Annotated in this window: 26 protein-coding genes and 1 riboswitch; of the genes, 5 read left to right on the plus strand and 21 right to left on the minus strand. The window is 36.1% G+C overall.

The window, feature by feature from the left end; genetic code table 11:
* Positions 1–62 precede the first annotated feature (62 nt).
* From NSQ95_RS10695 to NSQ95_RS10705, 3 genes are all read right to left on the minus strand, one after another.
* Positions 63–1,349 (minus strand): extracellular solute-binding protein, encoded by a 1,287-nt coding sequence (locus tag NSQ95_RS10695; protein ID WP_340883264.1) that lies wholly within the window; start codon positions 1,347–1,349, stop codon positions 63–65.
* Between the two features lie 295 nt (positions 1,350–1,644).
* On the minus strand, positions 1,645–4,212 hold the full coding sequence (locus NSQ95_RS10700; RefSeq protein WP_298472699.1) for a vitamin B12-dependent ribonucleotide reductase: 2,568 nt from the start codon (positions 4,210–4,212) through the stop codon (positions 1,645–1,647).
* A 158-nt stretch (positions 4,213–4,370) separates the two neighbouring features.
* The gene (locus NSQ95_RS10705) at positions 4,371–5,207 is read right to left on the minus strand and encodes a biotin/lipoate A/B protein ligase family protein (protein WP_340883263.1); all 837 of its coding nucleotides are present in this window, start codon (positions 5,205–5,207) and stop codon (positions 4,371–4,373) included.
* A gap of 103 nt (positions 5,208–5,310) precedes the next feature.
* On the opposite strand from NSQ95_RS10705, the gene NSQ95_RS10710 reads away from it, so the two are divergent.
* Positions 5,311–5,694, plus strand: a complete 384-nt coding sequence (locus tag NSQ95_RS10710; RefSeq protein WP_169358126.1) for a rhodanese-like domain-containing protein — start codon at positions 5,311–5,313, stop codon at positions 5,692–5,694.
* 73 nt (positions 5,695–5,767) lie between these two features.
* Entirely contained in the window at positions 5,768–7,030 is a 1,263-nt protein-coding gene (locus tag NSQ95_RS10715; RefSeq protein WP_340883262.1) for an ATP-binding protein, read from the plus strand.
* A 244-nt stretch (positions 7,031–7,274) separates the two neighbouring features.
* On the opposite strand, the gene NSQ95_RS10720 is transcribed toward NSQ95_RS10715, so the two are convergent.
* The 16 genes from NSQ95_RS10720 to comGA all read right to left on the minus strand — a co-directional run bounded on the left by NSQ95_RS10720 (position 7,275) and on the right by comGA (position 21,557).
* Positions 7,275–8,063 carry an alpha/beta hydrolase gene (locus tag NSQ95_RS10720; RefSeq protein WP_340883261.1) on the minus strand — a complete coding sequence of 263 codons (789 nt, stop codon included), beginning with the start codon at positions 8,061–8,063 and terminating at the stop codon, positions 7,275–7,277.
* Positions 8,018–9,973, minus strand: a complete 1,956-nt coding sequence (locus NSQ95_RS10725; protein ID WP_340883260.1) for an ABC transporter permease subunit — start codon at positions 9,971–9,973, stop codon at positions 8,018–8,020. The genes NSQ95_RS10720 and NSQ95_RS10725 overlap by 46 nt, the downstream gene beginning before the upstream one ends.
* A gap of 283 nt (positions 9,974–10,256) precedes the next feature.
* On the minus strand, positions 10,257–10,919 hold the full coding sequence (locus tag NSQ95_RS10730; protein ID WP_340883259.1) for a suppressor of fused domain protein: 663 nt from the start codon (positions 10,917–10,919) through the stop codon (positions 10,257–10,259).
* A gap of 196 nt (positions 10,920–11,115) precedes the next feature.
* Positions 11,116–11,682, minus strand: coding sequence for an NUDIX hydrolase (locus NSQ95_RS10735; RefSeq protein WP_340885951.1), 567 nt, complete (start codon positions 11,680–11,682; stop codon positions 11,116–11,118).
* A gap of 377 nt (positions 11,683–12,059) precedes the next feature.
* A complete protein-coding gene (locus NSQ95_RS10740; RefSeq protein ID WP_340883258.1) occupies positions 12,060–12,554 on the minus strand; it encodes a hypothetical protein in 495 nt (164 codons plus the stop codon).
* Positions 12,555–12,957: 403 nt separating this feature from the next.
* A complete protein-coding gene (gene gcvPB, locus NSQ95_RS10745; protein ID WP_169358121.1) occupies positions 12,958–14,418 on the minus strand; it encodes an aminomethyl-transferring glycine dehydrogenase subunit GcvPB in 1,461 nt (486 codons plus the stop codon).
* The gene (gene gcvPA, locus NSQ95_RS10750; RefSeq protein ID WP_340885949.1) at positions 14,411–15,760 is read right to left on the minus strand and encodes an aminomethyl-transferring glycine dehydrogenase subunit GcvPA; all 1,350 of its coding nucleotides are present in this window, start codon (positions 15,758–15,760) and stop codon (positions 14,411–14,413) included. The genes gcvPB and gcvPA overlap by 8 nt, the downstream gene beginning before the upstream one ends.
* Before the next feature lie 24 nt (positions 15,761–15,784).
* Positions 15,785–16,930, minus strand: a complete 1,146-nt coding sequence (gene gcvT / locus NSQ95_RS10755) for a glycine cleavage system aminomethyltransferase GcvT (RefSeq protein ID WP_340883257.1) — start codon at positions 16,928–16,930, stop codon at positions 15,785–15,787.
* Between the two features lie 151 nt (positions 16,931–17,081).
* Positions 17,082–17,173: riboswitch (glycine riboswitch) on the minus strand.
* A gap of 118 nt (positions 17,174–17,291) precedes the next feature.
* A complete protein-coding gene (locus NSQ95_RS10760; protein ID WP_169358119.1) occupies positions 17,292–17,804 on the minus strand; it encodes a shikimate kinase in 513 nt (170 codons plus the stop codon).
* A gap of 14 nt (positions 17,805–17,818) precedes the next feature.
* On the minus strand, positions 17,819–18,025 hold the full coding sequence (locus NSQ95_RS10765) for a hypothetical protein (protein WP_169358118.1): 207 nt from the start codon (positions 18,023–18,025) through the stop codon (positions 17,819–17,821).
* Positions 18,006–18,458: a competence type IV pilus minor pilin ComGF gene (gene comGF, locus NSQ95_RS10770; protein ID WP_342560810.1), complete on the minus strand. Its 453-nt coding sequence runs from the start codon at positions 18,456–18,458 to the stop codon at positions 18,006–18,008. Before comGF ends, NSQ95_RS10765 begins: the two co-directional genes overlap by 20 nt.
* The gene (locus NSQ95_RS10775; RefSeq protein WP_340883256.1) at positions 18,431–18,742 is read right to left on the minus strand and encodes a hypothetical protein; all 312 of its coding nucleotides are present in this window, start codon (positions 18,740–18,742) and stop codon (positions 18,431–18,433) included. Before NSQ95_RS10775 ends, comGF begins: the two co-directional genes overlap by 28 nt.
* Positions 18,732–19,169 carry a competence type IV pilus minor pilin ComGD gene (gene comGD / locus NSQ95_RS10780; protein ID WP_340883255.1) on the minus strand — a complete coding sequence of 146 codons (438 nt, stop codon included), beginning with the start codon at positions 19,167–19,169 and terminating at the stop codon, positions 18,732–18,734. Before comGD ends, NSQ95_RS10775 begins: the two co-directional genes overlap by 11 nt.
* Positions 19,156–19,485, minus strand: coding sequence for a competence type IV pilus major pilin ComGC (comGC, locus tag NSQ95_RS10785; RefSeq protein ID WP_169358114.1), 330 nt, complete (start codon positions 19,483–19,485; stop codon positions 19,156–19,158). Before comGC ends, comGD begins: the two co-directional genes overlap by 14 nt.
* A gap of 13 nt (positions 19,486–19,498) precedes the next feature.
* Entirely contained in the window at positions 19,499–20,560 is a 1,062-nt protein-coding gene (gene comGB, locus NSQ95_RS10790; RefSeq protein ID WP_342559645.1) for a competence type IV pilus assembly protein ComGB, read from the minus strand.
* Positions 20,541–21,557 carry a competence type IV pilus ATPase ComGA gene (gene comGA / locus NSQ95_RS10795; RefSeq protein ID WP_340883253.1) on the minus strand — a complete coding sequence of 339 codons (1,017 nt, stop codon included), beginning with the start codon at positions 21,555–21,557 and terminating at the stop codon, positions 20,541–20,543. The genes comGB and comGA overlap by 20 nt, the downstream gene beginning before the upstream one ends.
* A gap of 173 nt (positions 21,558–21,730) precedes the next feature.
* On the opposite strand from comGA, the gene NSQ95_RS10800 reads away from it, so the two are divergent.
* Both NSQ95_RS10800 and NSQ95_RS10805 read left to right on the plus strand, forming a co-directional pair.
* Complete coding sequence (locus NSQ95_RS10800) at positions 21,731–22,411, plus strand: helix-turn-helix domain-containing protein (protein ID WP_340883252.1); 681 nt, start codon at positions 21,731–21,733, stop codon at positions 22,409–22,411.
* A 141-nt stretch (positions 22,412–22,552) separates the two neighbouring features.
* Positions 22,553–22,792 (plus strand): DUF2626 family protein, encoded by a 240-nt coding sequence (locus NSQ95_RS10805; protein ID WP_169358110.1) that lies wholly within the window; start codon positions 22,553–22,555, stop codon positions 22,790–22,792.
* A 55-nt stretch (positions 22,793–22,847) separates the two neighbouring features.
* On the opposite strand, the gene NSQ95_RS10810 is transcribed toward NSQ95_RS10805, so the two are convergent.
* Positions 22,848–23,486, minus strand: coding sequence for an MBL fold metallo-hydrolase (locus NSQ95_RS10810; protein ID WP_340883251.1), 639 nt, complete (start codon positions 23,484–23,486; stop codon positions 22,848–22,850).
* Between the two features lie 152 nt (positions 23,487–23,638).
* On the opposite strand from NSQ95_RS10810, the gene NSQ95_RS10815 reads away from it, so the two are divergent.
* Entirely contained in the window at positions 23,639–23,818 is a 180-nt protein-coding gene (locus NSQ95_RS10815; protein WP_169358108.1) for a DUF2759 domain-containing protein, read from the plus strand.
* 45 nt (positions 23,819–23,863) lie between these two features.
* On the opposite strand, the gene NSQ95_RS10820 is transcribed toward NSQ95_RS10815, so the two are convergent.
* Complete coding sequence (locus NSQ95_RS10820) at positions 23,864–24,973, minus strand: hypothetical protein (RefSeq protein WP_340883250.1); 1,110 nt, start codon at positions 24,971–24,973, stop codon at positions 23,864–23,866.
* Positions 24,974–25,160 lie beyond the last annotated feature (187 nt).

Below are 25,160 nucleotides of genomic sequence, written 5' to 3' on the forward strand. Positions count from 1 at the left end.
CTCCTTAAAATAATTTAGAGCTGAAATTCAGCTCTAAATTAAATTGAATAAATTTACTTCACTTATTTACCGGCTGCTCTATCAGCATTTAGTTGAGACTCTTGAATAACAGCCTCTACCGATAATTCATCTAGATACATACCTTGTAGTGCATTCTCAAAAGTTGTTTTTGTTGTTGGCTCACCTTCACCAAAATGAACTAGCATTAAATATGGAGTTGAGTGCTTTTCACTAGCCTCTGAAACTAATTTAACCAGTGGATGCTGAGGTTCTACTCCATTCACTGCACTTAACCTATTTGATTCGTTTGTAAAAATTTGACCAAACTCTGATGATGTTAAAAATTCCATAAATAACTTTGCTTCTTCTTGATACTCAGAATTTTTAACAGCTGCGTAGGATCCATCCACCCAAGTCACTACTGCAGGATCTTCACTCTCTTCGTTAGACAGACCCGGAATGATACCAACAGGTAAATCCGGAGCAGTAGTCTCAATATTACTCAACCGATAGTCTCCGTTAATGTACATGGCTGCTTGCTCGGTGAAAAACAATGTTTGTGCATCTGAATCTTCCAATGCGATAAAATCTTTCGGGAAAAATTCCTTTAATTCACCCATTCTTTTAACTGATTCCACAAATTTATTATCTTTTAAATTTGTACTTCCAGATATAATTTTTTCTACATATGCATTATTGTCATAAGCACCAGGTGCGATGACTCCGTGGGTCATCGACAACAAGTATGCAGCTCTTCCCGATTGAGCAATTGGAATTATATCTGCATCCTTAAGCTTTTTACATGCTTCTATAAACTCGACCCATGTTTTAGGCTCTTTTATGCCATTCTCTTCTAGAAGTTTTTTATTATAAAAAATAACACCGGCATTTAAAGATAAAGGTACACCATAAACCTTGCCGTCACTGCCTTTAGCTGCATCCAGATAAGTTTCGCTAATATTATCAATTCCATTAAGATCATCTAACGCAAGAAGGTATTCGTTATCAGCTATAGATTTAGCTCCACTGTATGGTCGAAGTTGAATAATATCAGGTCCATCTCCAGAAATCAGTGCATTTGATAGTATCGTATTATACTCAGTAGATTTATATGGCTGAAAATCTATTTTAATATGAGGGTAAGTTTCTTGAAACTTCGTAATTGCCTTTTCATACATTTCTCGGTCCTCTGGTCTCCAGCTATACATAACCAAATTTACTTCCTCTAGAGTTTTTCCTCCATCGGTTTCTTTGTTCCCGTTGCTTGATGTCTCATCACTGCACCCAAAAACTAATAAGCTTAAAATAAATAGAAGAAAAATTTTAGTCATTAACCTTTTTGTTTGCATACAATCAATCCCCTTTCGAATTATTTTGAATATTAACATAATTCAAATATAAGAGAATACATATCGAGCGTCAATATAAAATTTTAGAATTATTTTATATATTTGAAATAAAATACCAAAATAATATTTTAATCTATATAAGTATGATGATGTTGATTTTAAGAAGCACCTATCCCTTATTTAGGTGTTTTGGACATAATAAAACCCCTTTGGATAAAATAATCCAAAGGGGTGTAATTTTATTTGAAATTGTACAAACTTAATTCAAATCCATATCAAATGCTCTCTATAAAATTTACAGTCCACATTTCAACTGGGCATTACAATTTGTACAAGTGTTGCATCCGCCCATTTCCTCTACCGTTCCTTTACGGCAGACAGGACAGGTATTACCAACCTCTGAACCGATTGTAACGTTAGTAGAACGTATATCTTGAATCGTATCAATTAATACGATTGGACGTTTTTCCATCACTTTTTCTTCCTTCACCGTATCATCGTTTACAGTGTTTTCTTCCGCCTTAAGGGTAAGAACTTGGGAGTCACGGCTTCCATCCACATATACTGTTCCGCCTTTTGCTCCACCATTATATAGACGTTCGTAAACACCTTCTACTTGTTCTACTGTATATCCTCGAGGAGCATTTACAGTCTTCGAAATAGAGCTATCAATCCAACGTTGAATGATACATTGTACGTCTGCATGGGCTTCTGGTGGCAATTCCATTGCGGTTACAAACCAATTAGGTAATTCATCTTCTTTGGTATCCGGATTTGCATCCAAGTATTCTTGTACAATATCCGCTTTTACCTCGATAAATTTACCTAAACGACCACTACGGTAATACGTAAATGAATAATAAGGTTCTAAACCAGTAGAAACTCCAACCATAGTACCCGTGGATCCAGTAGGTGCAACAGTCAATAAGTGAGAATTGCGGATACCTTTTTCAAGTACAGCTTCACGAATCTCCTGTGGCATTGTTTGCATAAATCCAGTTTCCGTAAATGCCTTACGAAGTCTGTTCGTTTCCTCTTCTGTTTCTCCAGTCAAGAACGGGAAGCTACCTCTTTCGTTTGCTAGGTCTGCAGATGTTTCGTACGCAGCTATAGCAATCGTCTTGAAGATTTCATCAACAAGAAGATTTCCTTCCTCAGAGCCGTATTCTTTTTGGCAATAGATTAAAAGGTCAGCTAATCCCATGACACCTAGACCTACACGTCTTTCACCAAGTGCTTGAACTTTATTTTCCTCTAAGAAATAAGGCGTAGCATCGATTACGTTATCTTGCATACGAACTCCCACACGAACAGTTTCTTTTAATGCTTCAAAATCAACTGTTTTTGTATCTTTGTTAGCAAACTGAGCTAGGTTGACTGCTGCAAGGTTACATACTGAATACGGAGCAAGTGGCTGCTCTCCACATGGGTTTGTTGCAACAACCTTTTGACCATATGCAGTTGCATTTGTTTTTTCGTTAGCATTATCGATAAAGAATACGCCTGGCTCAGCAGAGTAAGTTGCACAAATATTGATTAAGTTCCACAATTCTTTCGCTTTCACTGTGCGATATGTACGAACCTTGTAGCCCATACGCTCCCACTCACGAACATCACCAATTTTGTGCCAATTTTCGTTATAAAAAGCCATCTCTTCTTCTGTATAAGTTTCTGTTGCAGGGAAGCGAAGAGCGAAGTCTTCATCTTTTTCTACAGCTTTCATGAAATCCTCAGTTAAAGTTACAGAAATATTCGCTCCTGTTAAAAACTCCGGATTGTGAACAGAAAAAGTTCCGCCATCTCTTAGTTTCGTTTGAGCATCGCGTATGATTTCATCGCTAAATCCACCTAAACCAGGGATGTGTTGGTAGTTTACAATTCCTTGGTACATTGCTTCCTCTTGTGCAGTTAGCGGCTTAAACTTAAGCTTGTCCTTTGCAAGTTGTTTGATTGTTTCATCATTTGTGTTCTCAATCAAGAAGCGAAGAATACGTGGGTTTTGCATTTTAGAAATGATAAACTCTGCGATGTCTGGATGCCAGTCTGCAAGCATAATCATTTGAGCACCGCGTCTTGAACCGCCTTGTTCAACTAGGTGCGTCAGCTTAGCAATGTCATCTAACCAAGAAACCGAACCTGAAGACTTACCATTAACTCCTCGAGCTAAAGTATTACGAGGACGTAATGTAGATCCGTTTGTTCCAACTCCACCACCACGACTCATGATCTCCATCACTTGTTTTCGATGATCACTGATGCCTTCACGTGAGTCAGCAACAAAAGGCATAACGTAACAATTAAAGTAAGTTACATCTGTACCTGTACCTGCTCCATATAGCACTCGTCCAGCTGGGATAAATTTTAGCGATACTAATTGCTGATAGAACTTTTCGAACCATTCTGCTCTTTTTTCTTCTGTCACTTCAACAGAAGCTAGTCCAGTCGCATTACGCTTAGCAATTTGCTCATAGAAAACCTCCAAAGGTTTTTCAATAACACTTAAAGGACGGCGTACGATTCCTGATTTAACTTTAGTACTATCATCGATTGCACTACGATAATCTTCCTCGATTAAAACTTCTGCCGTTTTATCTTCCTGGTTAATGGATACAATATAACCAAGACCTCGTGCAGGAAATTTAGGGTCTTCTTTCACCGTTAATACGACAAAATCCCCTACTTTTAGTGTTTTCTTTTCGGTATCCTTGAATGAATATCGATCAATCATCACCAAACGTGACACACCTTTGTGTGTTAGATTCATATCTTCTGTTATTGGATGTACTTGAGGAAATAATTCGATATCGTGATTTAATTCTTTTACATTTAATTTTATTTGAGATTCATTTGTAGTAGTTACCAATTCTTTTCCTCCTTTCTACAACTCGTATTGACACAAGATGTAGTAGTTTCATTTATCATACGGCACTACATATAGAGGTGTAAAGCAATTTAGTTCTTCAAATTAATTTTTAAGTATTAATTCCTATACCTCATATTCTCCATATGTCTTTCATACTTTTATTTTTTAAAATTCCAGGCGTCATTTGCATAACGCCGTCTTTCCAGCATTTTCACGTATTCATTTTGTTCATTATTTAAATGAAATGGCACCAATTCAATGTTTAAGGCTTCCGAAAATCCCTTTTTAAAAGCACCCTTACATATGTCTATTGGTATCGATTTTTGTAATAATTTGTTTATAGCAACAGCTTTTTGATTAATGCTATTTTTCACTTTTTCCCGGACTTCATCGGAAGAAAATTTGAAAGTCTGCACAAGTTTTTCATCATCTAAGTCTAAAAGAATTGCACCATGCTGAAGTATAACACCCTTTTGTCTAGTTTGAGCACTTCCAGCTACTTTCCTGCCTTCTACTACGAGCTCATACCAGCTTGGTGTGTCAAAGCAAACAGCAGTTTTCGGACTTTTTAAGGCTTGTAGTTTATCTGGAGTATTAGGAATAGAAAAATAAGCCTCTAATCCCAGACTTTGAAATCCCTTTAATAGTCCTTCACTGATCACTCGATAAGCTTCTGTCACTGTTGCTGGCATATCTGGATAGTTTTCCGAAACAATCACGCTATATGTAAGTTCATGTTCATGAAGAACTCCTCGTCCTCCCGTCGGTCTGCGGACAAATCCTAAACCGAGCCTTTTAACTGCTTCCATATCTATCTCTTTTTCTACCGATTGAAAGTAACCAATCGATAGAGTTGCAGGATTCCATTCATAGAATCGAATCACTGGTGGAATCAACCCTTCACTATGCCAATCTAAAAGGGCCTCGTCAAGCGCCATATTATAGGACGGGGCGCACGGACCTGAATCAATAAAATACCATTTTGTCTTTTTCAAACTTTCTCCCCCCTAACAACGCTATTCATTTTACCAAAATGATTGAATTGTATCTAGCAAATCTTTTATAATAGATAATGGAAGTATAGAAAGGGGAAAGACCGTGTTAGAGACTCTTTATATTATTATAGCAATATTGGTCGTATTATTAGTTTATGCAGGAATTTCAGCATACCGACTAAAGAAAACAGTTACAAACCTTACGCAGGAGCAATTCATCGAGGGCTATCGTAAAGCTCAATTAATCGATGTACGCGAGCCTAAAGAATTTGATGGTGGCCATATCCTTGGAGCAAGAAATATTCCTTCCTCACAGTTAAGACAACGCCACAAAGAAATTCGCCCAGACAAACCAGTATATCTGTATTGTCAAAATGGTGCAAGAAGTGGACGTGCAGCTATGTTCTTAAAGAAAAAAGGTCATACGCAACTTAACCAGTTACAAGGCGGCTTTAAGGGCTGGACCGGCAAAATCAAATCTAAATAGTATAACATAAGGTTCTTCTTAACAAGAGGAACCTTTTTTGTTTAGAGCTTACACTAAGGGGGCATGAACTACTATGAAAGTATTATTTTCCCATGAAGAACAATTTCGGGAGATTCATCCAAGTTATGAGGATTTTGCTATTCTGACAAGACGAATCACTAATCTTTTAAATGAGGAACAGGCAGGCAACTGGCAAATAGTCAACATTGACAATCAATTTAATCAATTAGATACTAGTCTAATCGAAATGATGGAACATCAATTGATTCCTTATAAAATTTTAGCAAATATTTACGACACTAAGCCTTTAAGTAAAATCTCCAGTAAATCTTTACTTTCCATGGAAAACCATTTGGAAATTGTGAGTACATTTGAAAATACACTTGTTTTGTTTCCAGATTATCAAGTAGCTATCACAATGGCATTTAACTACTCTGAAGGAAACTCTTGGCCGGAATACTTCTTCTTTTCAACTTCACCTAAAGCTGCCCTATTCTTTTTAGAAGAGATAAATGAAAAGCTTCGTGAGCTTCTTATGCAGTCTGTTACTTTTTTAGTAGACACAGAGCACGGGGTGCAACGAAGAAAATATAGTGAACAAGCAGTTGTTCCACGAGAAGAAGTTTTACTAGAGAATCATATTAAACAAGATATTTTTCGTTCAATCGATGAATTTTTCAAAGAGGATGGACATTTTTTCAAGGATTATGGCCTTCCCTACAAAAGAGGGATATTACTATATGGTTCCCCTGGTAATGGAAAGACTACATTAGTTAAATCTATAACCGGATCTACTAATGCCCCCGTTGTGTATTGGCAAATCACTGAGTTCACAGGAAGTCACTCCATCCAAGAGGTTTTTGGAATTGTTTCTAGATTAGCCCCAGCTATTCTGGTGATTGAGGACATTGACTCGATGCCCGAGTATACAAGATCTGTCTTTTTAAACACATTAGACGGAACACAATCTAGAGAGGGTCTATTTATCATTGGAACAACTAACTACCCACAGAAGATTGATCCAGCATTAATTAACCGTGCCGGAAGATTCGATCGTGCATATGAGATTCCTTCACCACCCCAACAAGTGAGAGAAAATTATTTACGTAAGCTTGATATAAAGAAGATTCTTCTTGACCACGTCTTAGTAGATATAGCTAAACGATCAAAAGGCTTATCCGTTTCTCAACTAAACGAGCTGTACATGTCCATTGCACTAAACTGGCATTATGATGGTAAGCTGGAATACGAAACACGGATCGACGAGCTGATTAAACAAAATAAACGAACCATAAAAAATGACTGGGAAGAAGACAATCATTCTATTGGTTTTTAGAAAAAGCAAAACACTCCTAACACTAAAAAAGGGAGTGTTTTGCTTTTTTTAAGATAACATTTAAGGTAAAAAGCATACGACAATTAAATTTTAACTTAAAAAAATATTGAGTTTCTTCTATATATTAGAAGAATTTTGCGTTAATAAAAATTCTGAATAGTAGTTGGGATGCAATGAAACATTCTAACAGTCATTCTTCTTACTAGATTACGTGATTCCTGGTTAAAGAAGCTCCATTATTAGTTCAACATTTCGTTATTACTTTAGTGTTCAGAAGTAGTCCTGCACCTTCTAACCAGTTTTCTAATATATCATTAAAAAACTCTGGAGCTGCTAATGGAATTCCATGACCAATACCAGTGATAGTAATTGCCTGAGCCCTGTCTTGCTTGCATAAAAGGTCAATTGCTGAACTTTTCATCACTTTTCTTTCTTTCTCGCCTACTGTTATTAAAAGCCTTGCTTTTACGTCAGAGTAGGAATCTGGTACTTGAAAAGACATATTCTCTTCTAGAACCATTGTCAATGTATCTAAAGACATTCGATTGCTATCTTTAAAGTATTTTTCAAAAAGGCTTGGACCAATATACAATTGTTTAGCTTGTAGCTTGGAAAAGAATCTATATTTTATCAAAGGATATGTTAACTTTATAGTAGGTTTAACCATTTCCTTTCCAAATGGTACTTTTCTTACGAGAGCACTGTTAATCATTGCATAATCGATTAAATTGGGAGACTGACTAAGCATCTGAATCGCAATTTGGGCACCAAGTGAAAATCCCACGACTATTATCTTTTTATCTTCTTTTTTTCCCTCAAGTAAGTGTAAGAGTTGAAATGCGCAATCTTTAATAGAGACAAAATCAGTCTCCCTACTACGACCATGCCCTGGGAGATCAGGTACTATACAATGATATTTTTCTTTAAAGTACTGAACCTGTTCGTCCCACATCCAACCTCCGACCCCGCCGCCATGTAGAAAGAAAATTATTTGTTCATTTTGTTCGCCATCTTCCTTGTAATATAAAGCCATTTAAACTCCCGCCGTTTCTTTTGTATACCTAACTGCATTTGTTTTTCTGTGAAGCCCTCTGCTATCTTCTGAAAGCTAAAGATAAGCAGCATAAATATAGCTAATGGTGGTAGAATCAGCCATAGTTGTCTCGTTAAAAATACTTCCTTTGCAATAGATATCATTCCAGATAATTCGTAAATGACTGGAGAGAGTCTAGCACTATCTGGAAAGCTTATCGCTCCACCGACAAAAATAGATAAAACCCCTAAATGTACTAGTGTTTGAAGTACTTGTACTACATGCTGAGACCAATATAACCAAAGCTTTCTTCCTATTTGTGGGTTGATATGCTTCAGAATAACCCATATTAATGACCCGCCCATTACAGCAGAACTTTGCACATATTCTTTTTTTATTGCCTCATTCATTTCATTCCCTATAAGACTAGTAGTTATGGGGAGGACTAACACGGACATGATCAAAACTTGGATGAAAAGCCTTTCTCCTAAGCTTGTTTCTAAGCCACTTGTTGAAATAGTTAAAATTGGTAAAAGTAATATAAACATTAATAATGTTAAAGGTAAAAAGTGCATACCATCGGCGATACTATTTATTACCTTCCTCCATCTTTCGTTCAGAAAGAACGCATATAGAATTCCTAGTAAATATCCGCCGCCTACTCTGATCGTAGCGATTAACACAGTCATACCAATTGTATATTTTGTTCCAACAAGCAGTTGCTGAAGAATAGAATATCCATATGGATCTGTACCAAAAATAATACTACTAGATGGAGGAAGTGGTGGCCTACCGATAAGCCTACAGTTCTCACCATATAAAAAATTTACCTGCTCTACATAGTCATGAAAGATAAAATAATAGGCGATGGACACACTGAATAGTCCAACAATTATTAATGCAGGAATTGTTATATCCAGACGTTGTCTGGAGAATATATTGAAGCTCCGTGTATGTGCCTTATTTTTGTATCGAAAAATTGCTTTCCACTGCAGTCGATCTAAGAGTGGCACTCGTAACCCTTCAAATATAACGCTTTTTTCCTGTCGACCCCTTTTAACCAGATTTTCAACAACCGAATAGAATAGAAAAAATGGTATGAATATCGATAGTAATATGAAAGTAATACCCTTTGGACTAAAATCATTCGTTAAATAGTGTAGAATCCCTTCTATCCCAAAAAGATACTCTACTATGAACAAGGAGGACAAAGTGAGCCAGACGATTGATTTTGATTGAAAGAAGACACTCTGCAGAACATTACGGGTACAGTGCTTAATCAGCACCTCGAGATTAGAAAGCCCCTTGGATCTAGCAAGCTCTACATATGGCTGGTCCAGCTCTTGTTTAAATAAAAGCACCAATAATTTATAAAACAAAATGGCTGGCATCACCGATAGGCAAATGATAGGAGCCGCATAAACCCTTTCTCCTCCTAAGCTATAAAAAGAAAGGAGTCGTAAACCTGTCATCGTATACAGTTGTACTACGGCTAATTGAATAAGAAATATGTATGCAAAATCAGGAATCGCACTTAGTATATTTGCAAATCGTAGTAAAAGCTTTTGGACCGGACCATTTGAAATAGTCGTAAAAATAGCTAATATAAATGAAATGAAAAAGGAAAACACAAAAGAGACTATCAATATAGTCATAGAATAGAAATAAGGACCCTTCAAGTATTCCGATATGCTAATCGGAATAATCTCCATTGTTTGCATTACGAGATAGCTAAGATGCCATTCAGATGGTAAAAACAAACTTTTACATACCTCAAAAATTGTTCGTAAATAGAAAGAAAAGTCAAAGAGGCTACCTACTTGAAACAAAACGATGGGAACGCAGCTAATTAAAATAATCCCAATAATACCTAAAAGAAATTTACCTAATATATTAATCCATCTGTGCATATTGTTCCCCCTAGGTAGACCTCTTCTATCGCTCTCTAAGGGTATACGAACCTATTTAGGTAAAAGTTTCAAAAATGTTAAATATTTGTTTCTTAATCATAAATTATCTTTTTCCTCTTTGATTTTGGAGGATGCAATTCCGTTGGGTAACTGATAAAACACCTCCAGTCGCTGTCGCTCGTAAGCTTGTAGCATCTTAACATTCTCATCCCACTGGAATCCTCTCTTACTTACCTCTACAAACAATAAGAAAATGTTGGTGTTTTTTGTAGTTGACGTTATATCAAATATACGACTGAGTTCTTTTCATATCAGTAATGAAATAAGGGTTATCTTTCTTCATTCTCTCAGAAAGAAGCACTACCTTACTTGGATCCTCTATTAAACTCTCTAATTCCCTCTGGGTGATTCCAACCAATTGAAGGAAGTCAACTCTACCATGGAGGCTATCCACCCCTGAGACCTCTGGGTCACCCAAAACAAGTAACGCTGTAATTGCAGAGTCTACTCCAATATGGATAGAACCCCCATTGCCAGCAACATACTGAAACGGCTCAAAAGGTTTTTTCTGCGTATATGTATAGTTGGCAAGATTAGAAAGCATGGATACCGCCCATAAACAATCCTCTACATTTTCCTCTGCCAATTTTATTGTCATTTCATATCCCCAACCACTCCATTTACCCCCAAATGATTGATCATTCACATATAAGTCGGTCATCCCATAAGTCACCATATGCTTGTACCCATTAGGTGACTGATAAATACTATATCCATCAATATATTGGTCTCCACCTAACCAAGCACGAGCATGTAAATCTGTCCCAAAATGAGCCGGCTCTTGATTCGGATACAACTCCTCAAAGACTCTATCTATTACATCCCATCCTGGTGACCAATCCTCTTGTTCCGCTGCTCGCTTTTTATACTCTTCTAGGTTCATCATAATATCTTCCTTTCGCCTTTACCTTTTATTAATGCTACGAAAAAATAGCAAATTAGTTTCAAATATAGGAGATTCTATTTCCTTCACCAACAATAAGAAAATCAAGACCTATTACTTTAGCTCAATAAAAAAGAGTTTACTCCTTCTGGAAGTAAAGCACCCAAAGTTTAAGTGTATAGTTTGGCAAACATCCTTATTATTTTATAATGAATAAACCTGAATGTTCTTTTAACAATTTTGAAAGAAACAATAGTTGAGGAAAAGGTGTTAAAACCAAATCTCTATTTATATTTCCTTTTAAGATCGCTTTTCCATTTTGTTTCATAAAATCAATTAAAGTAATTTTATTATTACAGATAAAATGAACATCTTTTGGAGTTAGTAGTAGAAGTCCATTCGTTTCTGAAGAGGGATTTGGTTCATTCTCAGAGTAGGAAAGATACATAATTGATAAAGATTCCTTTTCATTTCCTATAACTAAAATTGGAGCTATTTCCTCGCCTAGCTTTATTATGGCAGGCTTATTTCCCCACTCACTTATATGATATGTTACTGGAGAATTTAGTGGAGTTATTTTCATTGAAGCCTCTTCAAAAACTTCACGTCTAGCTGTCTGTAATGCGGTTTCTTCAAATTCTTTATGACCTCCGAGTCTAACTACCCCAAGTCTATCTGCCTCTTTTGTAGGACCTACCTGAAAAATAAACAACCCCCGATATAAAACGTAAGCACCTGATGTTTTTACATTTTGATTAATATTAATGTTAATCACTACTCCCCTTATAATTACATGATTGATAAGAATCCTAATCCTCCATGTTTATTCTCTACTCGTATTTCCTATTTCAATAATCCGAGACTTTAAAATAACAAGAAAAAGAATTCACTCTTCCTTGAAGTAACGCATCTGTTAGGGAAATCCATACTTTAGGCTCACTATTCAGTAGTATTCTTTAAAATCCCAAAATTCATAATAAGCAATATAGCTACAATTCCAATTCCATTTTTATGATATTACACAATATTAACTCCACGTTTCACATTCCTATTTTTATTCTTGGAACAAATTTAACTTATTCAACACAAATGCAAAAAACCTTTAATGGATTATTTCACTAACGCACCGGTTAATTGAATAAGTTAGTGGATATTTATGTAGAAAAAATAGCTTACCTTTCCTTCTTCCCAGTTTGCTAAGACTTGGAATATAACTTTCCCTTTGAGCTGTGAAAGATCTAATTCCTCATAAGTCCCAGTTATATTATGTTCCGATTCCCAAATTATGAACTGATAATCGATTGGAGATCTTTCAAATTTTAGTGTAACTTCTGAATTGGAATCTACTTTCGTTACCTTATCAATATTCCCTAAACTTGGTGGCGGCATAGTTTCTGTCTCTATGGCAGCCATGGAGCCTTCATTTTCGTCGTAATAACTCCAAGAGTAACCGAGTAAAAATGTTCTAATAGCCTCTTCGCCAATCGAGATTGTTAAAGTTGGGGGTGATTTGGATGTCATTTTATTTTCTACTGTACCTTTGTCATTATGAAGGTTTTCAATTCTTTCTTCCTTACTCGAACATCCCATTATGAGTGTATTAAGCAACAAGAAATAAACTACTATCTTGACTTTCAATTAGATCCCTCCCCCCTTTCTTTATCAGTCGATACAAATATCCAAAAGTTACATATGTTATTCTTAAGCTATTCAAAATCAAAAACAAAATCCTTCTATTACTAACCGACGACGATATTTTAATAAAAAAAAGCTTTACCCTTTCTTGATGTAAAGCATCCATTAATTGAATAAAGAATTTCAATTTAACTTCGAAACTGATCGCAAATATAATTTATTTTTAAACTAATCTATAAGACTTCCACTAATCTTTATACTGCATTAATGATAAAACGTACTTTTTAAACAGATGTCAGATGTAGCCTATTAGCCTACATGTCACCACCATACCATTTAAAACAATTAACCTTCCTTTTAACATAGCCATAGAAAAAAGTGCGACCCTTAAGGATCGCACTTTTCATTATGCTTTAGTGTATCGCAGTACTGGCTTACGTGCAGCTTTTGTTTCGTCTAAACGATTGATCACTGTTGTATGTGGTGCATTTTGAACGATTTCTGGGTTTTCTTCAACCTCTTTAGCAATTTGAATCATTGCATCACAGAATGCATCTAACGTTTCTTTGGATTCTGTTTCAGTAGGCTCAATCATCATGCCTTCTTCTACGTTCAATGGGAAGTAGATTGTTGGTGGATGATAACCAAAGTCTAACAGACGCTTAGCCATATCTAATGTACGAACGCCTAATTTCTTTTGACGACGTCCACTTAATACGAATTCATGCTTACAATGACGGTTGTATGGAAGGTCGTAATAAGCTTCCAAGCGTCTCATCATATAGTTAGCATTTAACACAGCGTATTCTGTTACTGCCTTTAGACCATCTGGGCCCATAGAACGAATATATGTGTACGCACGCACATTGATACCAAAGTTACCGTAGAACGGTTTCACTCGGCCAATAGATTGTGGACGGTTATAGTCAAACGTATATTTATTATCTTCTTTTACAAGAACTGGACTTGGAAGGAAGGGAATCAGATCCGCTTTCACTCCAACTGGTCCAGAACCCGGACCTCCACCACCATGAGGGCCAGTAAACGTCTTATGCAAGTTTAAATGAACACAGTCAAAGCCCATATCTCCTGGTCGCGCTTTAGACATAACGGCATTTAAGTTGGCACCATCGTAATAAAGCTTACCGCCTACCCCGTGAATGATTTCTGCTAGCTCTAGGATATGTTCTTCAAATAAACCTAACGTGTTTGGGTTAGTAAGCATCAAGGCAGCTGTATCAGGCCCAGCAACACGACGTAGATCTTCTAAGTCTACTAAGCCGTCCTCATTAGACTTAACAGTAATAGTTTCGAATCCAGCTACTGTTGCAGATGCTGGATTTGTACCATGCGCAGAGTCAGGTACGATTACCTTCGTGCGCTGTGTATCCCCATTCGATTCATGGAAAGCACGAATCATCATCAGCGCTGTCCACTCACCGTGGGCACCGGCTGCTGGTTGAAGTGTAACTTCATCCATACCAGTTATTTCAACTAGAGATGTTTGTAATTCATATAATAGTTCCATTGCACCTTGAACAGTTGACTCTTCTTGAAGTGGGTGAATGTTTGCAAATCCAGGGAATCTTGCAACAGATTCATTGATTTTCGGGTTGTATTTCATCGTACAAGAACCAAGTGGATAGAATCCTGTATCCACACCATGGTTTCGGTTAGATAAAGCTGTATAGTGACGCATAATGTCAAGCTCAGATACTTCTGGAAGCTCTGCCTCTTCTTCACGTAACATCCCTGCAGGCAAGATGGATGACAAATCTACTTCTGGAACATCTAGCTCAGGTAGGCTATATCCTACTCGACCTTCTTTTGTTATTTCAAAAATTAGTGGTTGATTGTCCTTATGCATAAAGAGCCCCCATTTCTTGCACGAGTGCATCTATTTCTTCTTTTGTGCGTTGTTCTGTTACTGCAACTAATACGTGGTTTTTCAAATCCGAGTTGATACGACCCAAATCAAATCCACCAATTATACCTTTTTCTAAAAGCTTACTATTTGCATCAGCTACTGAGCCATTCACTTTCACGACGATTTCATTAAAATGAGCTCCTTGGAAAGGTACTTCAAAACCAGCTTTTTCAAATGCTAGCTTTGCATAGTGGGTCTTTGTTATATTTTGAATAGCCATTTCTTTTACACCTTTTTTACCAAGAGCTGTCATCGCTACAGATGCAGCAAGTGCATTTAAAGCTTGGTTAGAACAGATATTAGAAGTAGCTTTGTCACGACGAATGTGCTGTTCACGCGCTTGTAATGTTAAGACAAACCCGCGGCGACCTTCCTCATCTGTTGTTTCTCCAACCAAACGTCCAGGGACCTTACGCATCAGCTTTGAAGTTACTGCGAAGTAACCACAATGTGGTCCACCAAATGCTTCTGCAATACCAAAAGGCTGTGCATCCCCTACTGTAATATCTGCACCAAACTTACCAGGTGGTGTTAAAGCACCTAATGCAAGAGGATTAGCTGAAACAACGAACAACGCTTTTTTCTCATGTGTTACTTGTTCAATTTTTGCTAGGTCTTCAATTTGACCAAAGAAGTTAGGATATTGAACCATAACTGCTGCTGTATCCTCATCGACTGCTTCTTCTAGCTTAACTAAGTCTGTAACCCCATCTTTCATTGGTACAGTAACAACCTCTACATTTTGACCCTTTGCATAAACCTTCACTACATCAATATACTCCGGATGGATTGCCTCAGAAACAACTAACTTTTTGCGCTTTGTGTGTCCTGCTGCAAGGTTACCCGCTTCAGCAAGCGCAGTACCTCCGTCATACATAGAGGAGTTTGCAAGATCCATTCCAGTCAATTCGCAAATCATCGTTTGGAATTCAAAAATAGCTTGAAGCTCCCCTTGAGAAATCTCAGGTTGATATGGTGTATAAGCTGTATAAAATTCAGAGCGTGAAATAACATGATCCACAATGATTGGCTTAAAATGATCATATACTCCAGCACCTAAGAAAGACGCATATTGTCTACTATCTGCATTTTTAGCAGCTAGCTGGCTTAATTCCTTAAGAAGAGCAGATTCTGCTTTAGCAGGTTTAATATTATATTCCCCTTTAAAACGAACCTTTTCTGGGATATCTGCAAACAATTCATCAATAGAAGAAATGCCGATTACGTCTAACATTTCTTTTTGATCTTGTTCAGTCATTGGTAAATAACGATGCTGCTTCATCAATGGACAACCTCTTTCTTTGTCTTATTTTTCTCTTTTATAAAACGGAGTAGCTACAGTTACTGCTTTTAATCGTTTGTTACGTATTTCAATTTCAAGTTCCTGTCCAATTTCAGCAAATGTTGCGTCAATTAAAGCTAGACCGATATTCTTTTTAGATGTAGGTGATTGCGTCCCGGTAGTAACAAAACCAATTTGAACTCCATCTTTGTATACTGGATAACCAGTACGTGGAATTCCTTTATCGATCATTTCGATTCCAATACTCTTTCTCGGAACACCATTTTCTTTTTGTTCTACCAATACTGACTTCCCATTAAAATCCTGCTCTTTATTCAGTTTCACTACGAATCCAAGCCCTGCTTCCAATGGAGTAATATCTTTAGATAATTCTTGACCATATAACGGCAGGCAAGCTTCAAAGCGTAATGTGTCTCGAGCTCCAAGCCCACATGGAAGTAATCCTTCCTCTTTACCTGCCTCTAGTATGCTGCTCCATAAATCTGTTAGATCATTACTAGATGCATAGATTTCAAAACCATCTTCTCCCGTATAACCAGTGCGAGACACGATTACTTCTTTGCCAGCGACTTCTACTTTGTCTTTAAAGCGGAAAAATTTAATTTCTGCTAAATCCTGTGTCGTTAACTTTTGAAGAATTTCTTGTGCTTTTGGACCTTGCAAAGCTAATAGTCCATAGTCATTGGAGCTATCATTTAACTCAACATCATCTATAAGATTTTCTTTCATCCACTCAAAATCTTTTTCTATATTACCAGCATTCACAACCAATAAATAATGCTGATCCTCTAGCTTATAAACTAATAGGTCGTCAACAATTCCGCCGTCTTTATAACACATTACATTATACTGTGCTTGACCATTAACTAATTTAGAAATGTCATTGGTAACTAAACCTTGTATGTAGTTTTCACTTTGTGGCCCACTTACGAAAATTTCTCCCATATGGGAAACATCAAACAATCCAGCCTTCGTACGAACAGCTTCGTGCTCTTCCTTAATACTTGAAAACTGAACAGGTAATTCCCAGCCACCAAAATCGATTGTTTTTCCTCCATACGATGAATAGACATCATACAACGGCGTTCGTTTTAACTGTTCTGACAATTTAAATTCCTCCTTTAAATAGGTAGAAAAAGCATAGGGCATTAAAGGTACATGGTTTGAAAATCACAAAAAGGACAGAAAACCCCCTTTAACTTAACAAGGGTTCTCTGTCCTGGCACCTGAAAGTTTACCATAAGATGGCTTTCCCCTTTGGTGGCTTTCCACTTAACTTTGAAAGCACTCTCCAGAGTTGCGTCCTATACGAGTCCATTTGCCTGAGAGATTCATAAATAATTACTTGCTCCTTCGGCGACGCAGTGATGCGTTCTCTCCCCGTATAATCATCCGCTAAATATAGAAATATCACTAGCTTTGTCTATATCCTAACATTGAACATAAGAGAGCGCAATCATTTTTACAAAAACTATCTAAAGACGAACGAACATTTAACTAAAATGATAAATCATTCGCCTTTGAGTCGATTTACTTGAAATCCTGCGTATTCTGTTATTTGTCGAATATGCCTGTTTTCGGTTCTAATAGTAATATGAGCAGCCTTTTTGTAGCTTCTTCTGCGCGTATTATAAAGTTGCTGTAATTCTTCCTTCGTACTCCTTTGAACGATTGGCCTATTTTTATCCGTTTTTATACGCATCCAAATATCTTCGAATGTTGCGTCTAAAAATAAAACTAGTCCATTATTTCTCATAATTTTAATATTCCGTTCAAGTGTGGCTACACCACCACCCGTAGAAATAATACAAGATTCATTTCGAAAGGTTTGCAAAAACTCCGTCTCTAATTTCCTAAAATATGCCTCACCGTGCTGCTCAAATATTTCAGGTATCGACATTTTCTGTTTTTTGACAATTTCTTTATCCATATCATAGTAAGGCATTTTTAAATGGTAGCTCAGCCTTCTTCCGACAGCGCTCTTACCGCTCCCCATAAAGCCTACTAAATAGATCTTGTACATTTTTCATCAACTCACTACATACCAGGATTATTTTCTTGATCAATAAAAATACTCATTTTATTGATAGTATCACTAATATGACGGATTTCCAACAAATCATACGTTCGATATTTAGATTGGTATGCGGCAGTAATGGTGAGAATGGAAAAACAGACAATGGAAAGTAGGATGGTGGAAGCTAGTAGCAAAGCACCTTTTTGCTCATTTAGAATACGTAACATACATGGTGTGCTCCTTCTGTTGACCATTAAAAAAAGTGACGAAGAATGTAATATTTTGTCCTTCCATACTAACTTTAAGCGCTTGTACATTTAAGAGGAGAGGCTCGTTACCCAATCTATTCTTTTGTTTTCGAATCACGTTTGATGCGTATTCTACATCAAACTCTTCCCCTTCTTTTATAAAGCGGATTCCTGGCTGGCTTTTTTGGACCATGATACTATCTACATTATTTAAGTAAGCTTCCACGTATTGTATGAATAAACCCCATTCCACTTCTTGTGGATCCGTCACCTTTTTTTCTGTCGTATATAACGACCACATTATTAGTACCAGTATTTGAGCAAAGATAATAAATACCGATAGTTGTAAAATACCATCGATAAAAGTATAACCATTTTGCTTTTTTAATTTACCGATGAGATTTCTATACAGTTAATCACCTCTCCTCTCACACCTTGATATTCAACACAAACCTGTTGTTCATCTATTTGAAAGTTAAATGTTACACTTTCTATAGTAAGAGAACCGTTTTTTATATCTTCTGTTACGAACATTTTAGCTGCTTCATTCATGACGATCGCCGAGTGGTATTTCCTCTTTTTGTCTTCAAGCTTTACATTCATATTTGTAAGTAAAGGTAGAAGTATTGTAGCGATCATAAAAGTTATAAATAAAGTTAATATGGTTTCTGCCCATGAAAATCCCTTATTGTTCATACACTAATTTACCAGTACCTATATGCACAGTAACTAGTTTCGTTTCTTTTGAAGTCAAGAAAGCAAAGCTCCCAAAATTTCTAAGCATACCACTCGGCAGAAAAATAAGTTCCTTTAATTTACTGTCCTCCGATAAACTAATATGTGAAGGCAGCCTATTTTCAAATAAAGTTATATTGGAGTTTGTCGTGGAATAGCTTGTTCCTTTGTTTCCAAATTTTAAAACGATATATTGCTCCTGACTTAACGCCAGAGCTTGCGCTCGTTGCACATCTAACTGAAATTGGCGAAAAAATCTTTTTTCCTCTAGCTCGATTACTTTATTAGATGTTCCATAAATAACCGCAGAGCTAATTACCATAACAATCATTAGAATTAACGTAGTCTCGATCAAAGTAAAACCAACTTGTTTTTTAATTTCCTCCATTAGCTACTTCCTTAATAATCACTTTTCCATTTTCAATATCAATTTCATCCCCGTTAGGGCAGCTTTTATTATTTGCTCCCAAATATTCATCTACAGTTAAATCTGAGAGTAAAGGAGTTTTATTATTATCTATTTTATAGGCTTGCACTTGTCCTTCGACCATTTTAATGTAGGCTGCACAGCCCTTCTTATCAATATTTGCTGAATGCTTTGTGACATTTGGAATCGAGATTAATATTAGTACAGATATAATTAGCAGTACAATCATCATTTCAATTAAAGTAAAACCTCTATTAGATTTTAATAAGTTTTTCATTTGATTAGCTCCTTTAAATTATATTAATCATTTCATATACTGGTAGTAAGATTGCCAAATAAGCACCCACTATAAAAACTGCAAGTATTAAGAACATCAAGGGTTGAATAATACTTAAGTATCGGGATAGCTTTTCCTCCACTCGCTTGTTTATAAAGTCACTATAAAGTGTAAGTTCTTTGCCTAGGTAGCCATTATTTTCTCCATGGACAATAAATTGATGAAAGTCATCAGTAAAACAATCCACTAGTATGACACCTTCTGAAAACGAGGAGCCATAAATTACTTTTTCGTTCATCTGAAATACAATGTACTGCAGTATTTTATTTTCTTTTTGGTTGATTAAAGCAGTAAAGGATTCTTGAAGAGACATACCACTCTCTAGTAGTACCCCTATCTCCCTAGAGAATATTCTGGTGACCAGTAAACGAAACCAACTATTCAAAATGGGAGTTCGTTTAAAGAATATAATTTTAATCTCCATACTTTTCTTTCTAAGCAGGAGCCATAGAAATAGACAGAGTAATATCATAGAGAAGAGAGAGACTACAAAGGTGTTAGGAAGGTTAAGTAGGGTATTGGTTAATGCTAGGGAACTGTCAGATTGGGCGGAGTTTTTAGAAAGCAAGGTTTCCATATTAGGAATAAAGTAAATTCGAAAAACAGAAAACAACAAAAATATTATGACAAACAAAAATAAGGGATATAACAAAAGGTTCTTCAAACGTTTTCTTGCTTGCTCATTGAAAGCTGAGTTTACTGCTAAAACTTCTGTTGTCTCCACTAAATGTCCATGCTGGGAAGCCAAATAAATGGGAAGAAGCAAACGATTGGGGAAACCTAGCACCCTAAATACTTCTATTACGCCAAGTCCTCTTTTTTGTATGTCCGTCACTTTCGTTTGTACCACATGTATGTTCTTCACATGAAATGGTAACAACATAGTAATCGCTTCATGAAATGTATATCCCTCATTGAGCAATTCACTTAACCTTTTCAAAAAAGAGGCATGCATAGAAGCGTGGATGGTTTCATCCTTCTTACGGAGATGATCTTTAATTGATTTTAATAACACCTTCCCTGATCCCCCTTTCTATTTGATAGGAAAGAGTTAAGGGAACTGGAACCTTGAAAGTATTTCCTTCACTTATCGAGAGTAATGCACCCTCTAAAACATCATCTGCAATAATTTCATATATGGCAGATAGTTCTGGACTTTTTGTTTTCACTACACTTACCAATCTTTGAGTGACAACACCGGTTACCGTTTGTTTTAATTCATCAATACTAATACCAAGATCCATCAGCCTATATAAAGCGCCTAATCCGTCCTTGGCATGAATCGTGGATACTACTAAGTGTCCTGTTAAGGAAGCCTGTATTGCCGCTTTAGCCGTATCCTCATCTCTAATCTCTCCAATCATAATAACGTCTGGCGAGTGCCTTAAAATGGCTTTTAGCCCTTTGGCATACGTAACTCCTGAGCGCTCATTCACTTGAATTTGAAGTAGATACGACTGACTATTTTCAACAGGGTCCTCTAAAGAGATGACATGCCGGTTCATATTTTCTGCACAGTATTTTGTCAATGAATACATAGATGTAGACTTACCTGAGCCAGTTGGTCCAACAAAAAGAATCATCCCTTGCCGTTGGTTAGCCAGCTCTACAATTTTGTCTGATGCTCCTCTAAATAAGGAAAGTGAGTGGATAATTTTTGCATTGTCATGCTGTTGAAGTCGAATGACTAAGCTCTCCTTTCCATACACAGATGGTAAGGTAGAAACTCGAAACGAAAATTTTTGTGAGTTAAACATATGTTGGAAGGAACCGCTTTGTGGTTTTCGTTTTTCGCTGATATCAAGAGAGGATAAAAACTTGAAGTATGATATGATTCTGATCCCAAGATTCGATGGAAGCTGACCTGCCTCGAACATTTGGGATGTCTTCTTGAAATAATAGATATAATTTTCTTCATTGGGAATCATGTGAAAATCAGAAGCTCCAAATTGATGTGCCTTCTTTAATAGTTGGAAGCATCTTTGTTCCACTACATTTTCTTCTTGTTGCATTTCGTTGTCCTTTCCCCAGTCACAAGCTTGGCCGCACGAAGCTTATAAAACATAGTATACTTCCTATTTCTAAATAAATAAAGTGATTTTTCACAATTTTTATTTATTAGATAATATCATTTGTCATTCTTAAATTCTCCCTTATAATAAAATTAATGGAAGGTGGGATATACTTGTCCGATACATTAAAACTAACAGGTACCCTGGCAGATGAGACTAGATACTCAATCTATCAATATATTATAAAAGAAAATAAGGAAGTAAATGTACAGCAAATTGCCCAACATTTTGGTATTCATCCAAATGTGGCTAGACTACATCTTACAAAACTAAACGAAGCGAAGCTGCTGACTTCGAAATTCGTTAAAAACGAAAAAGGTGGCCGGCCAGCAAGAGTTTATGTTGTTGCTGAAGATCCAATACATTTAAGTTTTCCTAAACAGGAAAATCATTTACTGCTTGAATGGCTATTGGAATTAGTGGATACAATGGGTGAAGAAGCACTTGAAAAAGCTAAGGATATCGCTTATCAAAATGGACAAAAAGTGGTTAATCATACACTAATGGATAGCATGTCCTTTGAAGAGAAACTGGATATTTTAAAGGAAACTGCCCACTCTATAGGTTATATCCCTACTATCATGGAAAAGAACAATAAAAAAGTGATCACTTTTTCTATATTTAATTGTCCTTATAAAGATTTTTTAAATAAATACCCACAATTTATATGTTTATTACATGAATCCTTTCTAAAAGGGCAGTTTGACAAGTTATTCCCAGAGAATTCATTCATCCAGTTAGAGAGTAAGCAAAATCACTGTATTAATTGCGTATATCACGTCGAAGTTCTATAATGAGTTGAAGATGTATCTTAATTGTGACAAACTTATGTTATTCATATGTAGATATTTAATAATCAGTTTACATGTAAGAACACTTTCATTTATAATGAATAGGAGAATTATTTGTATTCTTTGCAAAAGGAGGGACTACAATTGGGCAATATGTATAAAGTAATGGCATTCTGGACAGGGATTTTTGCAGTTATGTTTTATTTAGGTGATATGACAGAAGCGTCTTTACTATTTTTAGCAAATACGGGGTTATTCCTTCTTTTAGGGTTCTTAAACCTATCTGAGCGTATGTATATGTACATCTTCGGGGCTTACTTAATGTTCTTCTTCGCTGGTTTTACATACTACACTACATTCATACATGTACCAGGTGGACATTAATAAAGTCCAAAGCAGCTTCCACATATAATGGAGGCTGCTTTTTATTTGGTCTTTATTAAAACCCATTCAAAAATGGATTGCTGTCCATTTCTGCTTGAACAGTTGATGCTGGGCCATGCCCAGGATATATTACAGTTTCTACAGGAAGTGTTAATAGCTTTGTGTGTATTGACTTTAACAGCTGCTTCTCGTTACCACCAGGTAGATCTGTACGACCTATACTGTTTTGGAATAACGTATCTCCAACAATTGCAAAGCCATCTGATTCAAAGTAATAGGTTATGCTACCTGGTGAATGTCCTGGTGTGTGAGAGATAGTAAATTCAAAATCTCCAATACTCATCTTTTCTTCATGATTTAACATTACGTCGGCTTCTTTAGCAATAATATTTGGAATTTCTGCATATTTGGCAGAACCATTCTTCTCCGCATTAGTTAACCATGATTTTTCTGTGGGATGTATATAGACTGGAATATGATATGCATCTCTTACGTCATCTACAGCCCCAATATGATCAAAGTGAGCATGAGTCAGCAGTATGGCAATTGGTTTTAAATGTAGCCTGTTTAGCTCCTTAATTAACTGCTCTCCGTTGCCTCCTGGATCAAAAATTAGGCATTCTTTTTTAGTATTGGAAATGACGTAGCAATTCGTTTGTATAAAACCCAATGGATATGTACGTATATTTAACATAATTTCACCTCTTCTCTATATTAAACGATTTGTTTACTTTTGTTCAATCTTTCGCCACTTTTATTACTCGACAAAAGAACAGATAACAATTACAATAGAAGAGGAATATGCAATCGCGACATTTATTTTATATGTCGGAAGGAGTGTCTTTCATGAACTTATTAATAGTTATTTTTGGTCTTGTTACAGTGCTAGCTATTATAGGCACTTACCAAGCAATCAAAGAAAAAAATTTACTAAGTGTTTTATTTAACTTTGGTACATTTGCAGTTTTTGGTTTCTTTACAGTTATGACAGTAATCAACCAAGGTTTTCCACCAAGCTTACACTAAAACATACAGAAAAAGCTGTTATACAAAATTGTATAACAGCTTTTTCTATTCCAATATATTTAACCATTTAGCTTCTTTTAAGGTATTTAAGTTAATCCATTGTTCTTTCTCATATCCACCAAGACAAATCATACCGTTTGGCGAGCAGTCAATAGGTCGTTCTATTATTTCCCCATATTGTTTTTCCCCTTCTAGGGAGTACATACCTATTATACTTTTTTCATTTGTTTCATCCTTATTTCCCTTTTCTTTCGCTTGGAAGGCAATAAAGCTATTTGGAGAGATTATTGATATGGTAGGTATAACCCACTCAGAGTAATTACTTACGGCTGGAGATACCCAATCAAAGCTCTTACCATTGCTTTTGTTCACTAAGTGATACTTAAATTGCATGTTTTCTTCATCTATTTGAATATAGACTAGAGAATCTCCTAAGTTTTGGACATCAATAATATTACTCCACTCAGTAGCCTTAATGGAATGATCAGCTATAGAATACTGTTTTAGATAACTTCCATCTAAACTAGTTTCACTCCAATCGAATACCATTAAATTCTCGCTGTCCAACCACTTTACAAATGGATTCTCTACATCAATCGCTTCCATTTCTTGCGTATGTCCATTGTAAACAAGGCTGTTATAACTCCAATCTTCATAAAAAGCAGTGAAAACAATTAAGTTTGGATCTGTTGGATGCCAATCCATGTACAGTTCAGCAGATTCGAAATACAAGCTTTGCTCCACTACCCCGTTCATATGTATTAATTGCACTTCAGCTGAGGAGGAATTGTTAGAAGTATGTAAAACTATCATTTCTTTACTCGGATGAATCATTCCTTGAATCACTGGTGTTTTTGTTCTATAAATCTCTTTCCATTCTTCTTTTGTGACCGAGTAAGATTTTAAAATCCACTCTCCTTTGTCGACCAATATAAGTAAGATTTCTTCATCAGATAACCAGCCAATAACACTATGAAATTTGTTGCGTTCTAAATGAATGGATGGGATATTAACTTTTAGATTTGTGATATCATTTTCATCTGCAGATGTGTGCTGCTCGGAGATATCGTCAGGGGGAACTTCTGGTGACTTCTCTGTTTCTGTGCAGGCCTGTAAAAACATTATACAAAAAATAAATAATAAAGCTTTTTTCAACATTCTCCCCCCTTCATCCTATACACATTAGACGATTCAAACTAAATTTTGTTTCAAAAAAAAGTAAATATCTTATATTTTATTCTCTAACTTTTTCCCTTGAGCTAATACAATAAAATAACAATCGTTATTTTATAGGATAACATAAAAAGTCACACCACTTTACATTATCTAGATAATTTTTAGC

This window comes from Psychrobacillus sp. FSL W7-1457 (assembly GCF_038593405.1).
Classification (GTDB): domain Bacteria; phylum Bacillota; class Bacilli; order Bacillales_A; family Planococcaceae; genus Psychrobacillus.

Bases quoted from the DNA above. Each gene is read 5' to 3' on its own strand.
- NSQ95_RS10815 (WP_169358108.1), top strand. From the start codon at position 23,639: ATGAACTTATTAATAGTTATTTTTGGTCTTGTTACAGTGCTAGCTATT.
- NSQ95_RS10695 (WP_340883264.1), bottom strand. From the start codon at position 1,349: ATGCAAACAAAAAGGTTAATGACTAAAATTTTTCTTCTATTTATTTTA.
- NSQ95_RS10765 (WP_169358118.1), bottom strand. From the start codon at position 18,025: ATGTTACGTATTCTAAATGAGCAAAAAGGTGCTTTGCTACTAGCTTCC.
- NSQ95_RS10720 (WP_340883261.1), bottom strand. From the start codon at position 8,063: ATGGCTTTATATTACAAGGAAGATGGCGAACAAAATGAACAAATAATT.
- comGC (WP_169358114.1), bottom strand. From the start codon at position 19,485: ATGAAAAACTTATTAAAATCTAATAGAGGTTTTACTTTAATTGAAATG.
- gcvPB (WP_169358121.1), bottom strand. From the start codon at position 14,418: ATGCATAAGGACAATCAACCACTAATTTTTGAAATAACAAAAGAAGGT.
- gcvPA (WP_340885949.1), bottom strand. From the start codon at position 15,760: ATGAAGCAGCATCGTTATTTACCAATGACTGAACAAGATCAAAAAGAA.
- NSQ95_RS10725 (WP_340883260.1), bottom strand. From the start codon at position 9,973: ATGCACAGATGGATTAATATATTAGGTAAATTTCTTTTAGGTATTATT.
- comGD (WP_340883255.1), bottom strand. From the start codon at position 19,169: ATGGAGGAAATTAAAAAACAAGTTGGTTTTACTTTGATCGAGACTACG.
- NSQ95_RS10730 (WP_340883259.1), bottom strand. From the start codon at position 10,919: ATGATGAACCTAGAAGAGTATAAAAAGCGAGCAGCGGAACAAGAGGAT.
- NSQ95_RS10810 (WP_340883251.1), bottom strand. From the start codon at position 23,486: ATGTTAAATATACGTACATATCCATTGGGTTTTATACAAACGAATTGC.
- NSQ95_RS10715 (WP_340883262.1), top strand. From the start codon at position 5,768: ATGAAAGTATTATTTTCCCATGAAGAACAATTTCGGGAGATTCATCCA.
- gcvT (WP_340883257.1), bottom strand. From the start codon at position 16,930: ATGCCCTATGCTTTTTCTACCTATTTAAAGGAGGAATTTAAATTGTCA.
- comGA (WP_340883253.1), bottom strand. From the start codon at position 21,557: ATGCAACAAGAAGAAAATGTAGTGGAACAAAGATGCTTCCAACTATTA.
- NSQ95_RS10760 (WP_169358119.1), bottom strand. From the start codon at position 17,804: ATGTACAAGATCTATTTAGTAGGCTTTATGGGGAGCGGTAAGAGCGCT.
- NSQ95_RS10775 (WP_340883256.1), bottom strand. From the start codon at position 18,742: ATGAACAATAAGGGATTTTCATGGGCAGAAACCATATTAACTTTATTT.